Here is a 20,883-nt window from a genome sequence, read left to right as displayed (position 1 = left end):
CGTCCGCCTAATAGGAGGGAACTCGTCGATGAGTGAGGGGGCCACCACCGTGGCGCTCCCTACCTCGGTGCGCCGCCGCGGACCGGAGTTGTCGGTGCCGGTGCGTAGTGCGGCATCGATTCTGGCCGGGCTGATGCTCTATGCCAGTTTCCCACCCCGCACGGGATGGTGGTTGGCCCCGCTCGCCATTGCCGTGCTCACCGCCGTACTGCACGGCCGACGCAGGCGCGCCGGCTTCGGCTACGGCTACCTGGCCGGGTTGGGGTTCTTTCTGCCCTTGCTGCCCTGGGTCGGTGTCTACGTCGGACCAGTGCCCTGGTTGGCGCTTGCAGCGATCGAGGCGCTCGCGGTCGGGATATTCGGCGCCCTGGCCGCGGCGCTCAGCCGCCGCCCGGCGGCCCCGGTATCGATTGCCGCCGCCTGGGTGGTCACCGAAGCAATACGCGCACGGATTCCGTTCGGAGGATTTCCGTGGGGACGGCTGGCCTTCGGGCAAGCCGAGGGGCCACTTCTGCAGCTGGCTTCCCTTGCTGGGCCTGCCGGTGTGGGCTTCGCCGTCGCGGTGATCGGCACCGCGGTGGTCACAACCGTGATCGCTGCGCGCGAGCGGCGGCCTGCGGTCGCGATGGGTTCGATGCTGCTGGCAGCGGTCGCATTTGCGGCGGCACCGCTCGTCGGGATGCGCGACTCCGCCCGCTTCCCGGCATCGACGGTCACGGTCGCGGCCGTGCAAGGCAACGTGCCGCGAATGGGGCTCGATTTCAACGCCCAGCGTCGGGCCGTGCTCGACAATCACGTCGCGGCGACCGAACGACTTGCCGTCGACGTGGCGTCGGGTCGCGCGCCCCGGCCGCAGCTGGTGGTGTGGCCGGAGAACTCCTCGGACATCGATCCGCTGCGTCAGGCCGATGCCCACGCCGAGCTCGATGAGGCCGCTGCCGCCATCGGCGTGCCCATCCTCGTCGGTGCCGTGCTCGACAACGGGGACGGCACCAGCGGTAACAGTGCGCTGGTGTGGGATCCGGTGACAGGTCCCGGGGCCCGGCACCTCAAGCGGCGCCTGGTGCCATTCGGGGAATATCTGCCGCTGCGCCCGGTGATCGAGCGCCTGTGGCCGGCGGCCGCGCAGGCAGGCCGGTTCATCCCCGGAGACGGTACCGGCCGGGTCGAGCTCAACGGCGTACCGGTGGGGGTGGCGACCTGTTACGAGGTTGCCTTCGACGATGCGGTTGCCGAGTCGGTGCGGGCAGGCGCCCAGTTGCTGGTAGTGCCCACCAACAACGCGACCTTCGGCCGCACCGAGATGACCTACCAGCAGCTGGCCATGTCTCGGCTACGGGCGGTAGAGCACGGGCGGTCCGTGGTGGTCGCGGCTACCAGCGGCGTCAGCGCTCTGATCACTCCCGACGGCGCGGTCACCAACCGCAGTGCGATGTTCACCGCCGACGTCCTCGTCGGTGAGCTGCCCCTGGGTACCCGACTGACCTGGGCGACCCGGCTCGGTTCGGGCCCTGAGGTGCTCGCCGCCGCGGCCGTGATGTGGATCCTGCTCATCGGTCGCCAGAAGGCCCACACCCACCCAATTACTAAGACAGGTAGTTTTTAGCGCCTTCTTAGTATATCGTTTCGTTATCTTACCCGTCGCGGCAACGGCGGATCTACATCGAAAGAGCATGTCAGGAGCGTTATTGTGGGACGGCACCATGCATCAACCCGGAACCAAATCCGTTACCTTACCGATATAGAACCGGGTTCCGCGCCAGGATCCGAAGGACGCCGGGGGCGGCACCGGGCGCCGACGAACCGCGCCACGACCGGGGCATGTGCATCGTCGGTCGCGACCGGCGCACTGCTGATCGTGGGATCTCAGATTCTCGCTCCGGGCACCGCGGCTGCCCAGCCGACCTCGGGTGGTGTGCATGCCGCCGCGCCTGCACCGGTCCCGTTGCCAGCCGAACTCGCAGCACTGGCCGCTCTGCCGGAGGTCGAGGCGGCGCTCGACCAACTCGCCGCGGTTCCGGGTTTTCCCGCGGTAGTGTCCCCTGCCGCCACTGTTCCGGCCCTGCCGTCGAGCTCAGCGGTGCCGACAAACGCAGCCTCCTGGGCGACACCGACACTGCAGCCCCTCGCCGTCGCTCCGGTCTCGGGCACCTTGACCTCCGCGTTCGGACCGCGATGGGGTTCGTCCCACGCCGGTCTGGACATCGCCAACAGCATCGGCACCCCGGTCTATGCTGCCGCCTCGGGCACCGTGATCGACTCCGGCCCGGCCTCCGGGTTCGGTCTGTGGGTCCAGGTCCGGCACGATGACGGGTCCACCAGCACCTATGGCCACATCAACGAAACGCTGGTTGAGGTAGATCAGCGTGTGCAAGCCGGTGAGCAGATCGCCACCGTCGGCAATCGTGGTCAGTCCACCGGTCCGCACCTGCACTTCGAAACCACCGATCCGGCCGGTACGAAGGTAGATCCGACCCAGTGGCTGCAGCAACGGGGTGTACCCCCGACAGACCTGTCGCGGATGGCATAGCCGCCGCGTCGGCTCGGCGATGGCAGCCTCCGACGGCCCCCACGTGGAAAACTATGATTTATAGTATTTACGGTAGGGCGACGGCCTATCGGTGCCGAGGAAGGCAAACGCGGTGAACAGCTCAGACAAACCGAAGTCGCAGACGCCCCGAAAGCGACCGGGACCGCTCCTCCTAGCCGACTCGCACCGGGTGCCGTGGCCGATGATCGGCGCTGCCGTGGTGATCATCGCCCTGATCGGGGCCATCGCGTACAACCTCGTCCCGAAGATCTCCGAACGCACCGAGGCCCAGAAGTACGTGCCCAGTGCGGACAACCCCGATCCGTCTGCGGTGATCGACGGGGTGGAGAAGATCGACTACCCGGCCGGAACGCATGTGCAGGCACCGCAACGGGTGGCCTACGACCAGACTCCCCCGATGGGGGGCCCACACGATCAGTACTGGGCCACCTGTACCGGCACGGTTTATTCCGAACCGATCCGCAGCGAGAACGCGGTGCATTCGCTCGAACACGGCGCGGTGTGGATTACGTACGACCCGCAGAAGGTCACCGGGGACGAGGTGTCAACATTGGAGGCGAAGGTCGACGGCCAGCCCTACACCCTGATGTCGCCCTATCCGGGCTTGCCATCCCCGATCTCGGTGCAGTCCTGGGGCCACCGCCTCGCGCTCGATGACTCCGAAGACGATCGACTCGCCCAGTTCATCACTGCCTTGCGCCGAAACCCCAACACCCACCCCGAGGCAGGTGCCACCTGCTCCACCACTCCAGGCAGTTTCGATCCGAGCGCTCCGCCGCCGTTCGATGCGTCCGCGCCGGGGCCGGACGCCGTCCCCATGACCGTGGGCCAGCAGTCTGCCCCCGCCGCCCCGGCGACAGGCTCGAACCTCGGACCCGGCAATGGCTGAGTCCGACGACACTCCCGTCCTCACTGCCCCCGCCGCTCCCGCTGCCGGTGGATGGGCCAGGCTCGGCCGCACGCTCGCCGTGGGTGTGTTCGCGCTCGTCGTCGGTCTCTATCTGGGTATCGGTGCCTCGGGACTGAGAGGCGGTCATCCCGAGCCACCTGCACAGGACTCGGTCGAGGTTGGCTTCGCCCAGGACATGTCGGTGCACCACAGCCAGGCGGTAGAAATGTCGGCCATGGCGCTGACCAACGCGACCGACCCGGCGGTCCGCACCCTCGCCTACGACGTGCTCACCACCCAGCAGGGCCAATGGGGCACGATGCAGGGCTGGTTGGCCGTATGGGACCGACCGCTGCAGGCGGCCGGGGAACCGATGACCTGGATGCGCGCTACCGAGGACAGCGCCGGGACGGCGGCAGGTATGACCGAGCACGCGGCGATGCCGCCCGGATCGGCCATCCAAGGACCACGGATGCCCGGGATGGCCACCACCTCCGAACTCGACACGCTACGACGCACCACCGGCCCCGCATTCGACACCCTGTACCTGCAACTGCTGCTTCGGCACCATCAAGGCGGCCTGCCGATGGCACGCTACGCCGCGGCCAACGCCACCGAACAAGTGGTCACGACGCTGGCCCGACAGATCGCCGACACCCAGCAAGCCGAATCGACGACGATGCAGCAACTACTTACGGCCCACGGCGCCGCACCCTTACCGATGAACTGACCGGCGAAACTGCCAGGACCCGGACCGGCACCGTCCCGGGTCGGCGCTCAGGAGCGATCATGAAACAGTCGTCGACCATGCGGGTGTCCCGCCTGGTGTTCCTCTACACCGCAGTCCGTCTGGCGGTGGTCGCCGGCTGCGCCGGCGCCGCGGTGGCCGGCGTCCACCTTCTCGGACTCGAGGTGTCGCTGACGTGGACGCTCCTTGTCGGTGTACTCGCCGGGATAGCAGTGTCGCTGGTAGCCCTGCATCGGCTGCGCACCCGGATCAACGACGAGATCCGCATCATCGATAACCAGCGAAAATACCCACCGAAACGGCCCCGGCCCTGATCCTCATCAATCCGATGTTTCGGAACGGACGCAGTCAAGGCCGCGCCGTCAAATAGATCAACACCAAATTGAGCGCCGTGATCGTGGCAGCAATAACCCACGCCACCATGGTGGTGAGCCGATGGTTGACGTCGATGCCCATCAGCGCCCGATCGCTGGTCAGACGCACCAGAGGGATCAACGCAAAAGGAATACCGAACGACAGCACCACCTGCGAGAGCACCAGGGCCCGGGTCGGATCCGTCCCGAGCGCGACCACCACCAACGCCGGCACCAGGGTGATCAAGCGCCGCGCCAGCAGCGGTATCCGTCTGCGCAGCAGCCCGTCCATGATCAAGGACCCAGCGTAGGCACCCACCGAGGTCGACGCGAACCCGGAGGCCAACAGGCCCAGCGCGAACAGCAGCGCTACCGTCGAGCCGAGTTCTAGGCCCAGCGCCGTGTGCGCCTCCTCGATCGAATCGACCCCCTCCCGGCCCTGCAACGTTGTCGCGGCCGTGAGCAACATGGCCAGATTCACCGTGCCCGCCACCACCATGGCCAGTCCGACATCCCAGCGTGTGACCCGCAGCAGCACGGCCCGTCGCGGACCGGGCTCGGGATGACCGTGACGATCCCGGACCAGTCCCGAGTGCAGGTACACCGCATGCGGCATCACGGTCGCACCGAGCATGGCCGCCGCGAGCAGCACCGATTCGGCACCGTCGAAGCGCGGCACGAGTCCTGCGGCCACGGCGTGGGCGGGGGGCGGGGCAACGAAAAGGCTGGTGACGAACCCGATCGCGATGACCAGCAACAGACCGGTGATGACCCGTTCGAAACCGCGCTGACCACGCGTGTCCTGCACCAGCAGCAAGAGCAACGAGACCGCTCCGGTGATCAACGCTCCCGTCAGTAGCGGGAGATCGAACAGTAGGTTCAGGGCGATGGCGCCGCCGATGACCTCGGCCAGGTCGGTAGCCATGGCGACCAGTTCCGCCTGTCCCCAGTACGCCAAGCGCGCCGGTAGGGACATGCGCTCGCGGAGCACCTCGGGCAACGACCTGCCGGTGACCAGACCGAGTTTGGCGGACAGGTACTGCACCAGCGCGGCCATGACATTGGCCACCACGATGACCCACACCAGCAGATAACCGAACTGGGCCCCGGCACTGACGTTGGAGGCCACGTTGCCCGGATCGACGTAGGCGATAGAGGCGACGAATGCCGGTCCGAGAAGAGTCCCACGGCGCCACCGTTGCACTGGCCCGACATTGCGCGTCAGCGTCATCCGCCCTCCAAAAGGTTTCCCTGAATTAAAAGTCAGGGGAACCGAAATTTCAAGAAGTCGCGGTGTGCACAGAGTCCCGGCGAGGAGATGACTGCGGGCAGCACCTCCTCGCCGAGTCCGGTGTCAGCTCTTCCGGAAGGCGCGCATTGCCGCCCAGGTGCCCCCGGCGATGACCAGCACCCCCAGTACTGCGAACCCCAGCAGCAACGGAATCGACGAGCCTGAGGACTGTGAGTCCTCAGGGGCAACCTGCGCTTCGGTGGTCTCGGGCTCGGCTGCGCCCGACGAGGGGGACGCCTCCTGAGCCTCGGAGGTCGGTGTCTGCCCGGCCGCCGCGGTGACGGTGAAGGCGTAGGAACCGGTGATGGGATGGCCGTCGGCGGAGACGACCCGGTAGCCGACGGTATACTCCCCTGCGGTCAAGGGCTCCGGGATGGCCAGCCGCACCCGTTCTGCGTCGACAATCGCCTCGGAGCTTCCCCGTTGAGTGCCCGAACTGTCGGTAAGTGTCACGGTGGCGAAAGCGGTGTTGATGGGTTGGTTGAACTCGAGTTCGATTCCGTCCGGGGAACTTGCCACCGTGGCGTCGGCGGCGGGAGTCGAACCGATCAACATGCTGTGAGCTTGCGCGGGCGCGACGCCGAGGAGCAGCACCGCGGCGGCCGCGGCGAAGATCGTGATGAGTCTGGTCATGGGAACATACTTTCTCGGCTCCCTACCCCGGCGCAGCGTCCGGCGCGGTGGCCTGTCGAGAGAACGCAAAGGGTGCTGATCGGGGTCTACCCTAGCCCATCTACTATGTACCGTAGTTTTACGGTTGGTCGGTGACGCTACCGGCTCGCTCAGACACCGAGACGGACGAGAATATGAAACTGACGACCAATGTGAAAGTGTCCGCGGCTCTGGTCGCCCTGTTCGTGGTGTTGTTGTCGGTGTTGCTCTACACCAATAGGGCCGGGACGAACGCCGGGACGACTGGCCAAGAGGCGCCCGGCGCTGCCACGGCACCGGTGTGGACCCCAGATATCCGTACCTTGTCCACGGCCCCCGACGACAAGGTCCAACTCGTCGAATTCCTTGATTTCGAATGCGAGTCCTGCCGGGCCTTGTACCCGGTGATGGAACAAATCCGCAACGAGTACGTCGGGCGGATCGACTTTGGGATCCGCTACTTCCCCATTCCCAGCCACACCAACAGCCATCTGGCCGCACGGGTCGTCGAAGCCGCGGCCCGGCAAGGGCGTCTCGAGCCGATGTATCAGCTCATGTACGACACCCAGGCACAGTGGGGCGAGTCGAGCCAGTCCCAGGAAAAAGTATTCTGGGGTTTTGCCGAACAACTGGGCCTGGATATGGCCGCATTCGAGCGGGACGTCAACGATCCCACCGTCAGCGCGCGCGTGGACCGGGACTTCGACGACGGTCTTACCCTCGGTGTACAAGGCACACCCACCCTGTTCCTCAACGGCGTCGAGCTGCCCCCCATGCCCACCTACGAACAGCTACGGGCCCGGATCGACGCGGCGCTGGCCGAGTGAGCGCCCCGACGCGTCCGGCGGCGCCTGCCACCGACGAGGCGTCGGGTCGGACGCTCGGCAGCACGGGGGTGGGCTGGATCCTCGTTGTCTGCGGCGCAGCGGGGCTACTAGCCTCGCTGGTACTCACCGTCGAAAAGTTCGCCGTGCTGGCCGATCCGGCCTATCGGCCCTCGTGCAGCATCAACCCGGTCATCAGCTGCGGGTCGATCATGACCTCGTGGCAAGCGGAACTGTTCGGCTTCCCTAATCCGTTGCTGGGCGTCATCGGTTTCACGGTCGTACTGACCACCGCCGTAGCGGTCCTGGCCGGGGCCGGCGTGCCCCGCTGGTATTGGAACGGCCTGTTCGCCGGCCTGACCGCGGCGGTCGCCTTCGTGCACTGGCTGATTTTCCAGAGCCTCTACCGGATCGAAGCGCTGTGCCCGTACTGCATGGTGGTGTGGCTGGTCAGCGTGCTCGGCTGGTGGTATTGCCTGCTGCACCTCGAGGCGGTGCAAAAACATCGACCGTTGCGGTCATGGCAGCGGCTGCACCGGCTGCATGCAGTGGTCCCCACCGTCTGGACGCTGACTGTATCCGCCCTGGTAGCGCACGCCTTCTGGCCGTACTGGCAAACCCTGATCTGACAAAAGTTTCCGGGTAGCGGCAGCCTCCGCTCACTCACGGCGCATCGAGCGATATTCTCCCCATCGCGAGGTACCTTTTGCGAGGCGCGCGGGAATGCTCGGACGACTACGTGCCGTCCTCGCGTGGTGGAGGAAGCCGGTGCAGGTACTGCTCGGGCAGCTCGGATTCGGCAGCCCGACGGGCAGCCTCGGCCTCGACCATCTGCGACGACCGCGCCCAAACCACCTTGATCCAGTGGTACGCCAGGACGGTCATCGCTCCCCACCCCAAAAACAAGCCGATGCCCGGGCCGGCCCCACCGGCGACGGGATCGAGGGTCTGCCGCGACCACACGGCAAGCACACCGAACACGATCGCCAGCGTGCACCCGGCGCTGGCAAACCAGGCCAGCACCCATCGTCGGGTCACCAGCGCCAGCATCGAGAGCACGATCCCGAACACCGCTGCCAGCACCAAAAAGATCCGCGAAGGAAGGGTGATGGTTTCGGCCTGTGCCACCGTAGAGCCGGCCAGCACCTGCCAGCCGTTGGCGCCACCGTTGTGCGGAAGTGAGAACGAGACCGCCACCACCACCACCACTGCAGCGACCACCACCGCACGCATCCCGGGATCGATCTGTCCGGCGACCCTCTTTTCGGCGGCCGCCAGCTCCTGTCGACGGTGGACCGGATCGGGGTAGACAGTCGACTCGTCGCCGGGCTGTACCTCGTCCGGATCACTACGGTCACCCGACTCGCTCATAACTCGACCTCCGCCCTGGGAAAATGTTCCGGTGACCGCGACCGTCCAAAGCGGAGCAGACCGGTCGGCCCTCGGATGGATCCAGCCCGATCCGTCCGAGGACCGACCGGCGCAGGTACCCGCACCCCTCGGACCAGGCACCAGCCCTCTACCCGGGATCGACCAGCACCTGTGCCTGGGGCTCGTCCCGCCACAACTGCGCAATGATCGCGCAATACGACCCCGCGGTAGCGGACCAGGTCGCGGAGGCATCGACTACCCCCAGCCCCCGGCCGATAACTCCGGCCGCGAGCAGCACCGCCCGATTGGCCAGTGCCGCAGCCGGACTGCCACGCTCGACGACGGTGCCGGCCAGGTCCGCCGCCACGTCGAAGAGCTCTGTCGGCACGGCCGGTACCGACTCGGTTCCTAGGCCATGCTCGCGCAGGTGCGCACCGGCACGAAGATGCCGATCCACCTGCCCGAGAACATGTTCCAACGCACGCACATGTCGGCGCAACTTACCCGGCTTGCCGATGTGCGCGGCGGTGATCGGCGGCAGGCGACGTAACCGTTGAGGATCCGGAAGCCCTGCATGCTCGAGCGTCACGGCGGTCAGGTCTCGGATGAGCCAGTCGGCCAATGCCGCGGTGGCTCGGTCTGTTGCCGGCACGGTCACCACCGGCATGTTGGTCTTCAACGGTATTTTCCGATCTTTCGGCGCCGAGACGGCGAACGATTTATTCCTTCTTATCGGTGCGTGCCGAGGCCTCGCCGGTGCTCCGCGGTTCGGCAAGCTCACGCTTAGCGATTTCGGTGCTCCTGGGCGCACCACCGAAACCCACGTGTGCCTCGGCCCTCATGCGTTCGACCATGTGCGGGTAGTGCAGCTCGAACGCCGGCCGTTCGGAGCGGATCTGCGGCAGTTCGGTGAAGTTGTGTCGCGGCGGCGGGCAGGTAGTCGCCCATTCGAGCGAGTTGCCGTAGCCCCAGGGGTCGTCGACAGTGACGATCTGCCCGTAGCGGTAGCTCTTGAAGATGTTCCACACGAATGGCAACACCGAGGCACCGAGGACAAAAGATCCGATCGTCGAAATCGTGTTCAGGGTGGTGAATCCGTCCGAGGGCAGGTAGTCGGCGTACCGGCGGGGCATGCCTTCATTGCCCAGCCAGTGCTGGACGAGAAAGGTGGAATGGAAGCCCAGAAATGTCAACCAGAAATGCCACCTGCCTAGGCGCTCGTCGAGCATTCGACCGGTCATCTTCGGAAACCAGAAGTAGATACCCGCATAGGTCGCAAACACCACGGTGCCGAACACGACGTAGTGGAAGTGCGCCACCACGAAGTACGAATCGTGCAGCTGGAAGTCCATAGGAGGGGAGGCCAGGATCACGCCCGACAGGCCGCCGAAGAGGAAGGTGATCAAAAAACCCACGGAGAACAACATCGGTGATTCGAAAGTCAACTGCCCCTTCCACATGGTGCCGATCCAGTTGAAGAACTTCACTCCGGTCGGGATGGCGATCAGGAAGGTCATGAACGAGAAGAACGGCAGCAGCACCGCGCCGGTGGCATACATGTGGTGCGCCCACACCGCGATCGACAGGGCCGCGATGCCGAGGGTGGCGTAGATCAGGCCGGTGTAACCGAAGATCGGCTTCCGGGAGAACACCGGGAAAATCTCGGAGACGATGCCGAAGAACGGCAGCGCGATGATGTAGACCTCGGGATGACCGAAGAACCAGAACATATGCTGCCAGAGCATCACTCCGCCGGTGGCGGGATCGAAGAGGTGACCGCCGAGTACCCGGTCGTATAGCAGCCCCATCAACGCTGCGGTCAGCAGCGGAAAGGCGATGAGGATCAGGATGGAGGTGACGAGAATGTTCCAAGTGAAGATCGACATCCGGAACATCGTCATGCCGGGGGCTCGCATACACACGATGGTGGTGATGAAGTTGACTGCGCCCAGGATGGTGCCCAGTCCTGAGATGGCCAGGCCCACGATCCATAGATTTGCGCCCATGCCGGGGGAGTGCACTTCCGTGCTTAAAGGCACATACGCGGTCCAGCCGAAGTCGGCGGCGCCGCCGGGGGTGATGAAGCCGCCGACTGCAACGAGGGATCCGAACAGATACAGCCAGTAGCTGAAGGCGTTCAGCCGGGGGAATGCGACATCGGGCGCGCCGATCTGCAGTGGAAGGATGTAGTTGGCAAAGCCGAACACCACAGGAGTGGCGTACATCAGCAGCATGATCGTGCCATGCATGGTGAACAGCTGATTGTACTGCTCATTCGAGAGGAACTGCAGACCCGGCGCGGCCAGTTCGCTGCGCATGATCAGGGCCATCAGGCCTCCGATCGCGAAGAACGCGAACGCGGTCACCAGGTACATCTGACCCAGTACTTTCGGGTCGGTCGTGGTGATCATTTTGTGGATGAACGCACCCTTGGGGCCGCGCCGCGCCGGCATGGGGCGGGTAGCGGCAGGCCAGGGTGGCGGGGCGAGAGCGGTCATGTGCTGTCCGATCCGAAGTTTCGCGCGAGCGCACGGTGATGAGACGCCCTCGAGCGTACCTAATTACTATGCTGCATAGTAATTAGGGTCGGTTCGGTCGCCCGTGCCGGATCATGCCTGAGCGAGGGTCAGGCACACGGCCGCGGAGGTCGCCGCCAGCCCGACCAGCGCGGTAGCGACAGGCATCGCCATCGACAACGCCGCAGCTGTGGCGTACGACACCTTCGGGCACCGCGTCCGCCAGCTCACGCGCAGCTTGAGCAGTCGCAGCGAGATCTCGTTGCTCAACCCCAAGGTCCCGGCCGGCTGCGGCAATGTCGAAGCGGAGACCACGGTCAGCGCCGAGCACACCGTCGCCGTGCTGGTGGCGCGGGCAGCGTGCTGATCAGCGGTCAGTTCGACCAGGGTTTTGACCGCGGCCGGGGCGGCGGCGAACAACGGCACTGCCGGAAGCACCGCGGCCAAGATGTCACATGTGGTGACGATCAGGTGGTGACTGCCTCGCAGGTGTGCCCGCTCGTGGGCCAGGACAGCATCGCGTTCGGAACCGCTCAGACACTGCGAGAGCCCGTCGGTAGCCACCACGAATCCGGGTCGGCCGGCCACGCTGTAGGCCATTGGCATCGGGTGCGCCAGCCACATCACACCGTCGTCGCGGGAGTGGGCGACGATGGAGACCACATCACGGTGGTAGTCGAGTAGACGGGTTTGTTCTCTGGTGTACCGCCGACCCAGGATCACGGCTCGCACGGTTATGGTGAGCAGGGCCAGGGCTCCGGTAGCGGCCAGGGTTTCGGTGATCCACGGCTGCATCGCGTGGGAAACCGCGGACAGACACCGCACCACGGCCTCGACCGCGGTCTCGGCAGGCGCATGGTCGGGCCAGGCCAAGGTGACCACCGCGGAGGCGCCGAAGAACAAGGCCCCGGCTATGCTGCCCAGCCACGCCGCCAGCAGGACTCCGGGAGGCACGGAGGTGGCGGCGAGCGGACCGAGCATTCGCGGGGCCGCCATCGAGATCAGGGCGGCGCCGAGCAACAGGACCAGGGCCAATGTCATTGGTCGGCGGCCCGGCCCGTCCAGCCCCGGCGCAGGGCATCGTATTCGCGGTCGCTGACCGTCTTGGCGAAATGCAGCAGCACCGCGCTGGGGTCGGTGCTGCTGTCGAGCAGGGCGCGCAGTGCCTCGGAGGTGGCTTCCTCCCGGCTGCGTGAGGGCGAATAGTAGTAGGCGCGACTGCGTTTTTCTCGCTGCACCCAGCCCTTCTCATACAGATGGGTGACCACGGTCAAAATGGTGGTGTAGGCGAATTCCTTGCGATCGCGAAGCCGTTCGACCAGGCCATGGACCGACTGTGGCTCGTCGGTCGACCACAGTTCGTTCATCACCTCGGCTTCGAGACCCCCCAACCTGTGTATGGCTTCCCTCGCAGACATTCGCCGATTATCCCTTATCTATGTGCGTGCATCTGACGCGATCTGAACCCCTCGTGCGTTCAACCATGCCATGGGATCGGCCTTCTGGCCGTCCGGTCCCCACACTTCATAGTGCAGATGTGGCCCGGTCGATTGTCCCCGATTGCCCACGGTGGCGATCTGTTCCCCGGCTCGCACGCGCTGACCTGCAGAAACCAAGGCCTGATCGATGTGCCCGAACACCCCGATCGTGCCGTCGTCCTGCAGGATTCGTACCCACAGTCCGAAGCCGGAGGCGGGACCGGCCTCGAGTACCGTGCCATCGGTCACCGAGACGATCGGGGTGCCGATCGAGTTGGCGATGTCGAGCCCGTAGTGGCTCGTGCCCCAGCGGGGTCCGAAGTTCGACGTGAGCGTGCCACTGACAGGCATCAGCGTTTTCGGGCGGCGCGCCTCGGCCTCTTGCATGAGTCGGCGCTCCTCCCGGATCCGTGCCCGGTCGAGTTGATCCGCGAAGTCTGCCAGCATCGGCACCTGCACGGCCTGCAACACCTGGGGGGCCTGGGGTAGCACATCCGTAGGGGCTGAGGGTTGCGACGCGGCCTCGATCTCGTCGCTGACCGTGGGAGGGACCGAGGCGGCATGGGCGCTCGAGGTCGTTGCTGCCAGCAGCGCGCCTGCCGCTACCGACACGGCCAGCACGCGTCCGCTGGTTCCTGGGCTCGTTCGGCGATGCGCGCCTTTGCTTCGGATCGGCCTCGGGGCGAGGGCGTCCGCATGCTCGGCAAGGGCATCCCGATGCTCGATATCGAGACGTTCTGCCGGGTCCAGGACAGCCACTGTCGTCGGGAAAGCAGCGTCATCGCGACCTGCGTCGATGGGATCGGTCGGCTCGGGAACAGGCCACGCTGCAGTACTACAGTCAGAGCGGCGGGGAACGACGAGTTGGGGCTCTGGTTTACGGTGTCGGGCCAAGATCGCATCCTCAAGAAGGCACCCGCTCGCGTGATAACGAAACGGTGACGGACACCGACACGTTACTACTATTCTGCATAGTTTCAATACCGGATCGTTACCCGGTCTCCGATTCGCGCTTGGGGTCGTGGCCGGAGTCAGCGGCGTCGGCTGCTGCCGCGGTACGAGAGTGTGGGTGCAGTCCGTTCAGCATCGCGTTGTACGCGGCCAGTTCGCGATCTCCCTCGCGGTCGACCTGGTCGTTCCGCTTCCGGGCACGCTGGTTTTCGATCGAACTCCATCGCACGAGCGCGAGCACGGTGGCCAGTAGCAGCGGTAGCTCGCCGACGGCCCACGCCAGGTTTCCACCGAGTCGCTGATTGGCAGCCAAGTCGTCGAACCAACCCAGTTGCAGTGAGGTATAGAACTCGGCGGCGATCACAAAATCCGCCATGATCAGGGCGACCAGAAAGAACGCGTAGCCGGCCAGCGCGACCGCCACTGCTCCCACGCGCGTCAACGGTCCCTGCGGCACGGGGACAGGATCGATCCCGACGGTGACCCAGAAGAAGACCAACCCCACCGCCAGCAACCACATATCGAGCACCATGCGTCCCGGGTAGGAGCCGCCGTCGTACAGTCCTCCGAGATACAACAGGTAGAAGGTGCCCACGAGCACCACCGCGGCCACCAGGGGATGGGTCACCCATCGCAGTGCGGTGCTGGCGAAAATCGCCCGCATCCAGTCGCGGGCTCCTGGAACTGCATCGCTGGGGCCGGAGCGAACCGCGCGGGCCGCCAAGGTGAGCGGAGCGCCCAGAACCAAGCACATGGGCACCACGATCGCCAGCGCTGCGGATGCGGGCAGGTGCACGCTGAACGCCGCCGGGGCGTAGCGCCCGACCCCGGAGGATGTCACCAGAAGCAACACTAGACAGCCGAGAAGCCAGGACACGGTGCGCCGGACCGGCCACGGCTGCCTCACTGCACGTAGCCTCCGCACTCCCAGCAGGTAGAGCGCTGCCAGCACGACCGCTGCGGTTCCCAGTAACAGATCGAACCGCCACTCCGTCAGCAACCTGCCCAGCGTCGGGGCACCATCGAACCCGTACCCCAAGACTTCGTCGACCAGGCTGGGTTCGCGACGTTCGCCCAATGGCGGCGGAGTACGGCCCAACGCCACCCCGAGTCCAATCGTGGCCGTCAGGACCGCAGATTCGATTACCGCCAAGCGTATGAACGTCCCCCGATTCGACGCGTCGGCGGCCAGAGCCGTGATCGCCACCGTCCGTTGGCGCCAGCCCAGCCACCCCACTACACCGAGTGCGACGACCTTGGCCAGGACCACAAGTCCGTAGGGGCCGGACAGAAACTCCCGAAGCGGAACCCGCACCAGAGCATTAATTATTCCCGACGCAGCCATCACCACGAATGCCACCGTCGCCAGCGCGGAGAACCGGCGTGTGGCGACATCGAGATGTCCGCCACCACGCACGGCGTGCAACACCAACGCTGCCAATCCCCCGGCCCACAGTCCGGCCGCCACCAGATGAAGTATCAGGCTGTTGGTGGCAAGATCATGCGATCCGCCCCCGGCGGAATGTCCCGTCAACGCGCGTGGCATCAGGCTCCCTACCGCCAGGACCAGCAACAACGGTGTCCACCGGTGCTGCAGAATGAGGCGGCATCCCAGCCCCACCGCGGCAGCCATACACGCGGTCCACAGCCAGGCGGTGGATGCCTCGATTTGCCCCACCGACTGCACGAACGGAACCGGATCGGCGAACACGGTGCTCAGTGGTTGGCCGGAGGTGTCCGACAACGACAGAGGAATCAGCACCAGCGCCGATCCTGCCCATAGCGCTGCAGCCGCGCCCGCAGTCCGCACCGCGCGGTAACCGTCGACATCGAGCAGCCCGGAACGCTGTGGTGGTACCAGCACCGCCGCCACCAGCAACGACCCGATCATCACCACCGCCGCCACTTCCCCTATCGCGGTGGCGGCCGGGAGTCCGTATCTCGTGAGCACTCCTGGATCCGGCAGCCCGAGCAACCGCAGAACCTCGCTGCTCGACACGGCCGCCAGGGCGGCCGCCACCAGGGCCGCGCCTGCCGTCCAAGAGACCATCATGCCGACTACAGCTCTACTGGTACCTGCCACGGAAAACCTCACCTCGTCCGTTGTTCGCCCGTTCCCGCCGGCCGAACCTGCAGGCCGCGCCTCGCCGCCGAAATACTATGAAGGATAGTTGATCGTGCCGATCCAATTTTCGCGACCATCCTATATATTCATGCGCATATGACTATATGATGTCGGTGTCTTGAGAAAGGAAAACGATGAGCCACGGACACGGACACGGCCTCTCGCCCGCCCAAGCCACCAGCGCCTCCGGCCGACACGTCCGACGGTTGTGGATCGCCGTGGCCCTGGGCCTGGTGACCTTTGTGCTCCAGGTCGTCGTCGGACTCTCCACCTCGTCGCTGGCCTTGCTCTCCGACTCCGCGCACGTGTTCACCGACGTGTTCGGCGTGTTGATGGCCGTCACCGCTATCACCGTCGCCCAGCGTGCCCGCACCCGACCGGACCGGACCTTCGGCCTGTACCGCACCGAAGTGTTCGCCGCCCTGCTCAACGCACTCCTGCTGTTCGGCGTCGCCCTCTGGATTCTCTACGAAGCCCTCCAACGACTGTCCGCCCCACCCGAAGTCCCCGGCCTGCCCGTCACCATCGTTGCCGTGGTCGGCCTCACCATGAACGTCATTTCGTTTCTCCTGTTGCGCGCCGGCGCCAAGGAGAGCATCAACGTCCGCGGGGCCTACCTCGAAGTCCTGGCCGACATGCTCGGTTCGGTCGGCGTGCTTATCAGCGGTGTGGTGACCATCGTGTTCGGCTGGCGGTACGCCGACCCGCTCATCGGTGTCGCCATCGGACTCTTCGTCCTGCCCCGGGCCTACAATCTCGGCCGACACGCGATCGGCATACTGCTCCAACAAGCCCCGAAGAGTATCGACATCACCGAGGTCAACGCCGCCCTTAATGCCCTTCCTGGAGTCCATGAATCCCACGACCTGCACGTCTGGACTCTTACCTCGGGCATGGAAGTGGCCTCTGCACATCTGGTCACCGAATCCGACGCGGACTCCACAGCCGTGCTCACAGCGGCACAAACCTTGTTGGCGGAACGCTTCGGCCTCGAACACGCCACCCTGCAGGTCGAACCCCACGACGGCGAGGGACGCTGTCGCGAACTCTCGTGGTGACCTCCACAGACCCACCAGGAGTCCCTGGGACGAACACGGCGCACGCTGCAGCTCCTTCGATCCTACGGTCACTGTCGCCGAGGCTGCGATGGCCAGTTCGAAGTTGTTGCCCGCGGCGGTGAACGCCAGGGTGGTGGTGCGCTCGTAGCCCAGACCGATCGCGGCGCCGAACAGGAACCCGCCGCCCCACATGAGGACAAAATAGGTGAGCAGAGGCAGAGCGATGCGCACGACGTCCCATGGCTGCGACGTGATCTGTTCGCCCTGGAGCGCGAATAGGAGCACGATCGTGAACAGCAACCCGTACAGCGTCCACGGCCCAGCCGGTCGACAGAGGCAGCACTCGCCAGTTCGACACGCTCTTCGGCAGCTAGACCTATTCCGAGGTCGCCGATCTGATCGCTGAGCCGCTGCGCCTGCAGGCCGGGCTGCTGCCCGACGGCAAGGTCGCCGCCGTACGCGCGCTGCAGGCCGACGGAGCGAAAGTGGTCGTCGTCGGAGACGGCATCAACGACGCTCCCGCGCTGGCCGCTGCGCATGTCGGTATCGCCATGGGTGGCGCGGGATCGGATCTGACCTTGCAGACCGCCGACGCGGTCGTCGTCCGTGACGACCTCACCGCCATCCCTGCGGTGATCCACCTGGCCCGGAGGGCTCGACGCCTGGTCATCGCCAACCTCGTCATCGCCGCCTCGGTCATCGTGGTCCTGGTGACCTGGGACCTTGTCGGCACGCTGCCGCTGCCGCTGGGAGTGGCGGGTCATGAAGGCTCCACCATCCTCGTCGGTCTCAACGGACTGCGATTGCTGCGAGAGACCGAATGGCGCCGTGCTGTCCGCACAGACCGACACAGTTCCGCTGCGCACGTGTGACCTCGCCACCGTTAGTCATCTGGCCGAATCCACCTTCGACGCTCACCTGTCTCATCTGCTTCAGGTGGTCACCGATTTCGAAGAGCATGGCATCGGTTTTCCCTCGGTGACCGCATCGATACTGTGGTAACGAAGTGCTCCATCTCCGATGTCACAGAATGTACGTCTATGGAAGGCACCTGATGCTGCGCAAGTTCGTCGTCGTGACCGCTGTGACCGCCGCGCTCGGAGCGGGTTCGATGGGTACCGCTGCTGCGGACACCGCCCCACCCGTGCCTGCCCTCAACTTGTGCAAGTGGGAGCGCTTTACGCCGGAGTGCATTGCACTGTGGTTGGCGGGCGTGGCGACCGGCTCGGCGGGATCCGGTTCTGCCTTGTCCTGATCGACGGCGCTCGTTAACTGTGGCTCTGGCGCACTCCTGTGGGATGCGTCGGAGAGAATCAAGACCGACGACAACTGCATGAATGCACGGCATGCGTGCACGTCCAGCGGGCGACTCCATCAGACTCCCTTCACAGTCCCTCAAGCACCCCCATCAGGTCCTCGAGGAGCGCATCGGTGCGGGCTTCGATCTCGTCGAAGACGTCGGTGAGGTCTTCGAGGGTCTGGTGATCGCGGCGGCGGGCGGTGGTACCGCGGTCGTAGTAGCCGGCGTCGAGGTCGATCTCAGGCTCGACCCAAGCGTCGACATCGTCTTGCGGGGGAACGGGCAACACCTTCCGTACCGGGGCCCGGCCGGACAGGTGCGCCCGGGTCAGCGCCGACACCGATTGCGGGGTCATCGGCTGCGCGTGTGGGAGGTGTCCCCAGCGGTCGATCGGACACAACAGCGGTTGCCGAGCCTGTTCCGCATCGAGCGGATCGGTGATGATCTCGCTCGGGTCGGTGAGGTGATGGCGCAGCAGATGGGTGCCGGGATACTGGTCGAGGAACGCCTGGATCTGCGCCCACCGCTGGTAGATCGCGACCGCGGGGTTGTCCCCGGTCTCGGAATCCGGTGGGAGACGGAATCTTTCGCCGGTCCGGGTGGTAACCACGAGGGTGTTGCCGTCGAGGCGGAGGTCGCGGCGGCGCAGCCGGGTGAGGTCGGTGAAGGTCATGCCGGTGGCGGCGAGGACCAGCAGGAGCGCGTCGCGGCGGCCGAACAGTCCGCTCGGCCATCCCTCGACAGGTAGTTCGGCCGCCCGCTGCACCAGAAGGCGCCCGAGCCGGTCGAGACGCGAAGCACGAGTGGTGTCGAGGTGCCGGCGCACCATCTCGGTCCGCCCCGGGGCGGGATAGCCGTGCCCGGTGTGGACGGCGTTGATCGCCGACAAGCGGCGCCGCTGCGTCGCGACCACGGCCGGGTGCTCGTGCAGGAACAACGCCAGGGATTCGGGTGCGGCGGGGATGGGATGGTGGTCGGCGGCGGTGCACCAGTCGGTGAACAGGGCCCAGTCATGGCGGTAGCGGGCGGGGATCCGCAGGTCGAGGTCGGCATCGTGAACATCGGTGCTGCGGAAGAACTCTCGTCCGGCGCTGGCGCTCACGGTCACAGGCCGAGATTGGTGACGGCGTTGCCGATGAGTGGTGCGTGTTCGCGGGCGTAGGTCTCGAGCATGGCGGGGGTGGTGTGACCGGTCTGGCGCATGATCGCGTGCGCGGAGGCGCCGTTGCGGAAGGCCTGGGTGACGAATCCGGCCCGCAACGAATGACCACCGAGCTGTTTGACGATGTCGGGGTCGTAGCCGGCCTGTTCGGCGCGGCGCCGGATCGCTTTGTGTACCGCCGCCCCCGACAGGACAGTGTCGGAGAGGTTGCCGTGCTTGCGGATCGCCCGCAACCACGGCGAGGACGGCGCCATGCGTGGTCGCGATCCCCGGCAGACGTGCGCCTCGAAGGGTTCGGCGGTGCGGAGCAGCCGGATGACGGCGGGGCGGCCCCCGGTGTCGAAGGCGGCGACGACCTGCGCCCACCGCATCCACGCACACGGCGGGCAACTGACGTGGCTGTGCGTGAACGGCAGGGCCCGGATACTCCCCCGCCCTTCCTGATCGGTCTTCGATTTCCGGAGTTTGATGTGCAGCCCGTCGAGCCGGTGCAGCGACACGTCGCTACAGGTGAGCGCGACGAGTTCGCTGCGGCGAAACGCCCCGGCGAAGCCCACCAAGAAGATGGCGGAGTCGCGGCGTTCGAGGACCTCCGCGGCCCAACTGCCGGTATCGGCGCGCATCTTCTCGACGATGGTGACGATGTCGGCGGTGAGCAACGGCGCCCGCGGGGTGCGGGGCCGCTCCCCCGCCGCCGCATAGTCCCGGCGGATCCCGGACAGGGTCGCGGTGACCAGCTCGTCCGCTCCGGGGGCGGGGTGGCCGGCGCGGCGGTGGTGGAAGCCGATCCCGGCGACCCAGCGGGCCAACGTCGAGGGTGAGTAGGCCCGCTCCCCCACCTCCGACACCGTCGATGCCGCGTCGTGGAGGTAGGCGGCGACGGTGAGCGGATGCGCCGGCAGCGGGGCGTGTCCTTCGCGCTGGCACCAGGCGGTGAAGCGTTGCCAGTCGGCGGCGTAGTTGCGGCGGGTCGACTCCGACCGCGACCGCCCCGCTGTCCCGGCCACCTGCACGAGGGTCTCGGTCGGCAACACCGGCACCGACGGCGCAGCTGGGGCCGACTCGGTCGGCACAGGCACGGAAACGTCGTCCGGACGGTGGCTGATCAGGTCATCGGGCACGAAACAGGAGCCTACCGTCCCGCACCGACGCTCTCGAGCAGGAAAAGGCGCTCAACAGGTGTTTCGGGGGCGATGGTGCGCTAATGACAATTAGCGCACCACCACGCGTGTTTGACATAAGCAGCCAAACTCCAGCGCTCATCCCCGACCCAGTCCTTCCCTCCGGAAGTAGAGCGTCTCAACTCTTCAGCCCCATCCGAACCGATCGGGCCACATCAGATACACCAAGTCATAGCCTTATGATTAAACCGATTTTCCCACAATAGTTTTCGGCACACGTGCCCTGTCATTCCTTACCAAAACGTGCGACCGAGATCAGACTGTCGATGTACTGTGCCAGATACCAAGAACTTGTTGTGTCAACCAGTAATTTGGTCGCCTCTCGGTTGCGGATCGAGGCGCTTCGGTGGCATGCTCGCGTGGCCTGTCGACACGAACCACGGTTACCGGGGTAATCCACGATCCATGGCGGTAATGAGCCGATGGAGTCTGCA

Annotated in this window: 20 protein-coding genes and 2 pseudogenes; 10 read left to right on the top strand and 12 right to left on the bottom strand. The window is 65.9% G+C overall.

Translation table 11 applies throughout. From position 1 onward, the window contains the following. Positions 1-133: 133 nt before the first annotated feature. From lnt to M3330_RS12845, 5 genes are all read left to right on the top strand, one after another. Entirely contained in the window at positions 134-1,606 is a 1,473-nt protein-coding gene (gene lnt / locus M3330_RS12865; RefSeq protein ID WP_226950135.1) for an apolipoprotein N-acyltransferase, read from the top strand. An 84-nt stretch (positions 1,607-1,690) separates the two neighbouring features. After that, positions 1,691-2,530, top strand: coding sequence for a M23 family metallopeptidase (locus tag M3330_RS12860; RefSeq protein ID WP_033098564.1), 840 nt, complete (start codon positions 1,691-1,693; stop codon positions 2,528-2,530). Positions 2,531-2,732: 202 nt separating this feature from the next. Next, positions 2,733-3,440, top strand: a complete 708-nt coding sequence (locus tag M3330_RS12855) for a DUF3105 domain-containing protein (RefSeq protein ID WP_033098563.1) — start codon at positions 2,733-2,735, stop codon at positions 3,438-3,440. Further along, positions 3,433-4,170: a DUF305 domain-containing protein gene (locus M3330_RS12850; protein ID WP_033098562.1), complete on the top strand. Its 738-nt coding sequence runs from the start codon at positions 3,433-3,435 to the stop codon at positions 4,168-4,170. Before M3330_RS12855 ends, M3330_RS12850 begins: the two co-directional genes overlap by 8 nt. A gap of 59 nt (positions 4,171-4,229) precedes the next feature. Further along, positions 4,230-4,502, top strand: coding sequence for a DUF4229 domain-containing protein (locus M3330_RS12845; RefSeq protein ID WP_006553277.1), 273 nt, complete (start codon positions 4,230-4,232; stop codon positions 4,500-4,502). A 34-nt stretch (positions 4,503-4,536) separates the two neighbouring features. On the opposite strand, the gene M3330_RS12840 is transcribed toward M3330_RS12845, so the two are convergent. Both M3330_RS12840 and M3330_RS12835 read right to left on the bottom strand, forming a co-directional pair. After that, the gene (locus tag M3330_RS12840; RefSeq protein WP_006553276.1) at positions 4,537-5,772 is read right to left on the bottom strand and encodes an Nramp family divalent metal transporter; all 1,236 of its coding nucleotides are present in this window, start codon (positions 5,770-5,772) and stop codon (positions 4,537-4,539) included. A gap of 123 nt (positions 5,773-5,895) precedes the next feature. After that, positions 5,896-6,465, bottom strand: coding sequence for a copper resistance CopC family protein (locus tag M3330_RS12835; protein WP_006553275.1), 570 nt, complete (start codon positions 6,463-6,465; stop codon positions 5,896-5,898). 173 nt (positions 6,466-6,638) lie between these two features. Here M3330_RS12835 and M3330_RS12830 point away from each other — a divergent pair, with 173 nt between their 5' ends. After that, positions 6,639-7,310 (top strand): thioredoxin domain-containing protein, encoded by a 672-nt coding sequence (locus M3330_RS12830; RefSeq protein WP_006553274.1) that lies wholly within the window; start codon positions 6,639-6,641, stop codon positions 7,308-7,310. Then, positions 7,307-7,936: a vitamin K epoxide reductase family protein gene (locus M3330_RS12825; protein ID WP_006553273.1), complete on the top strand. Its 630-nt coding sequence runs from the start codon at positions 7,307-7,309 to the stop codon at positions 7,934-7,936. Before M3330_RS12830 ends, M3330_RS12825 begins: the two co-directional genes overlap by 4 nt. Positions 7,937-8,042: 106 nt before the next feature. Here the strand turns inward: M3330_RS12825 and M3330_RS12820 are convergent, their stop codons facing one another. From M3330_RS12820 to M3330_RS12790, 7 genes are all read right to left on the bottom strand, one after another. Then, positions 8,043-8,678, bottom strand: a complete 636-nt coding sequence (locus M3330_RS12820) for a hypothetical protein (RefSeq protein ID WP_006553272.1) — start codon at positions 8,676-8,678, stop codon at positions 8,043-8,045. A gap of 148 nt (positions 8,679-8,826) precedes the next feature. Then, positions 8,827-9,357: a hypothetical protein gene (locus M3330_RS12815; protein WP_085989315.1), complete on the bottom strand. Its 531-nt coding sequence runs from the start codon at positions 9,355-9,357 to the stop codon at positions 8,827-8,829. A gap of 40 nt (positions 9,358-9,397) precedes the next feature. Continuing rightward, positions 9,398-11,176 carry a cytochrome c oxidase subunit I gene (ctaD, locus tag M3330_RS12810; RefSeq protein ID WP_255024910.1) on the bottom strand — a complete coding sequence of 593 codons (1,779 nt, stop codon included), beginning with the start codon at positions 11,174-11,176 and terminating at the stop codon, positions 9,398-9,400. A 111-nt stretch (positions 11,177-11,287) separates the two neighbouring features. Continuing rightward, positions 11,288-12,235, bottom strand: coding sequence for a M56 family metallopeptidase (locus tag M3330_RS12805; RefSeq protein WP_006553269.1), 948 nt, complete (start codon positions 12,233-12,235; stop codon positions 11,288-11,290). Next, entirely contained in the window at positions 12,232-12,594 is a 363-nt protein-coding gene (locus M3330_RS12800) for a BlaI/MecI/CopY family transcriptional regulator (protein WP_033098755.1), read from the bottom strand. Before M3330_RS12800 ends, M3330_RS12805 begins: the two co-directional genes overlap by 4 nt. A 36-nt stretch (positions 12,595-12,630) precedes the next feature. Further along, positions 12,631-13,344 (bottom strand): M23 family metallopeptidase, encoded by a 714-nt coding sequence (locus M3330_RS12795; protein ID WP_225623919.1) that lies wholly within the window; start codon positions 13,342-13,344, stop codon positions 12,631-12,633. Positions 13,345-13,663: 319 nt separating this feature from the next. Beyond that, positions 13,664-15,706 (bottom strand): cytochrome c oxidase assembly protein, encoded by a 2,043-nt coding sequence (locus tag M3330_RS12790; protein ID WP_228045308.1) that lies wholly within the window; start codon positions 15,704-15,706, stop codon positions 13,664-13,666. A 176-nt stretch (positions 15,707-15,882) separates the two neighbouring features. Between M3330_RS12790 and M3330_RS12785 the strand changes: the two genes are divergently transcribed. Then, positions 15,883-16,806, top strand: a complete 924-nt coding sequence (locus M3330_RS12785; RefSeq protein WP_039958313.1) for a cation diffusion facilitator family transporter — start codon at positions 15,883-15,885, stop codon at positions 16,804-16,806. Positions 16,807-16,890: 84 nt separating this feature from the next. Here the strand turns inward: M3330_RS12785 and M3330_RS12780 are convergent. After that, a pseudogene (locus tag M3330_RS12780) lies at positions 16,891-17,127 on the bottom strand (arsenic resistance protein); the annotation flags it as partial. A gap of 15 nt (positions 17,128-17,142) precedes the next feature. Between M3330_RS12780 and M3330_RS12775 the strand changes: the two are divergent. Together M3330_RS12775 and M3330_RS12770 are read left to right on the top strand one after the other, a co-directional pair. Then, positions 17,143-17,678: pseudogene (locus M3330_RS12775) on the top strand (HAD-IC family P-type ATPase); the annotation flags it as partial. Between the two features lie 182 nt (positions 17,679-17,860). Beyond that, the gene (locus M3330_RS12770) at positions 17,861-18,061 is read left to right on the top strand and encodes a hypothetical protein (protein WP_006553262.1); all 201 of its coding nucleotides are present in this window, start codon (positions 17,861-17,863) and stop codon (positions 18,059-18,061) included. A 130-nt stretch (positions 18,062-18,191) separates the two neighbouring features. Here M3330_RS12770 and M3330_RS12765 read toward each other — a convergent pair whose 3' ends face one another. Further along, a complete protein-coding gene (locus M3330_RS12765) occupies positions 18,192-19,208 on the bottom strand; it encodes a hypothetical protein (RefSeq protein ID WP_100167943.1) in 1,017 nt (338 codons plus the stop codon). 2 nt (positions 19,209-19,210) lie between these two features. Beyond that, positions 19,211-20,347 carry a tyrosine-type recombinase/integrase gene (locus tag M3330_RS12760; protein ID WP_255024909.1) on the bottom strand — a complete coding sequence of 379 codons (1,137 nt, stop codon included), beginning with the start codon at positions 20,345-20,347 and terminating at the stop codon, positions 19,211-19,213. Between the last annotated feature and the right edge of the window lie 536 nt (positions 20,348-20,883).

Source organism: Rhodococcus sp. GA1, assembly GCF_024321955.1.
Taxonomy (GTDB): domain Bacteria; phylum Actinomycetota; class Actinomycetes; order Mycobacteriales; family Mycobacteriaceae; genus Rhodococcus; species Rhodococcus pyridinivorans.
The sequence above is the reverse complement of the archived record's forward strand: the minus strand, read 5'-3'. Positions and strand labels throughout refer to the sequence as shown.

What these genes read in the sequence shown, in the direction of transcription:
- lnt (WP_226950135.1), top strand. Translation starts at nt 134, where the DNA reads ATGCTCTATGCCAGTTTCCCACCCCGCACGGGATGGTGGTTGGCCCCG.
- M3330_RS12855 (WP_033098563.1), top strand. Translation starts at nt 2,733, where the DNA reads ATGATCGGCGCTGCCGTGGTGATCATCGCCCTGATCGGGGCCATCGCG.
- M3330_RS12850 (WP_033098562.1), top strand. Translation starts at nt 3,433, where the DNA reads ATGGCTGAGTCCGACGACACTCCCGTCCTCACTGCCCCCGCCGCTCCC.
- M3330_RS12845 (WP_006553277.1), top strand. Translation starts at nt 4,230, where the DNA reads ATGAAACAGTCGTCGACCATGCGGGTGTCCCGCCTGGTGTTCCTCTAC.
- M3330_RS12840 (WP_006553276.1), bottom strand. Translation starts at nt 5,772, where the DNA reads ATGACGCTGACGCGCAATGTCGGGCCAGTGCAACGGTGGCGCCGTGGG.
- M3330_RS12835 (WP_006553275.1), bottom strand. Translation starts at nt 6,465, where the DNA reads ATGACCAGACTCATCACGATCTTCGCCGCGGCCGCCGCGGTGCTGCTC.
- M3330_RS12830 (WP_006553274.1), top strand. Translation starts at nt 6,639, where the DNA reads ATGAAACTGACGACCAATGTGAAAGTGTCCGCGGCTCTGGTCGCCCTG.
- M3330_RS12820 (WP_006553272.1), bottom strand. Translation starts at nt 8,678, where the DNA reads ATGAGCGAGTCGGGTGACCGTAGTGATCCGGACGAGGTACAGCCCGGC.
- ctaD (WP_255024910.1), bottom strand. Translation starts at nt 11,176, where the DNA reads ATGACCGCTCTCGCCCCGCCACCCTGGCCTGCCGCTACCCGCCCCATG.
- M3330_RS12805 (WP_006553269.1), bottom strand. Translation starts at nt 12,235, where the DNA reads ATGACATTGGCCCTGGTCCTGTTGCTCGGCGCCGCCCTGATCTCGATG.
- M3330_RS12785 (WP_039958313.1), top strand. Translation starts at nt 15,883, where the DNA reads ATGAGCCACGGACACGGACACGGCCTCTCGCCCGCCCAAGCCACCAGC.
- M3330_RS12770 (WP_006553262.1), top strand. Translation starts at nt 17,861, where the DNA reads ATGCTGCGCAAGTTCGTCGTCGTGACCGCTGTGACCGCCGCGCTCGGA.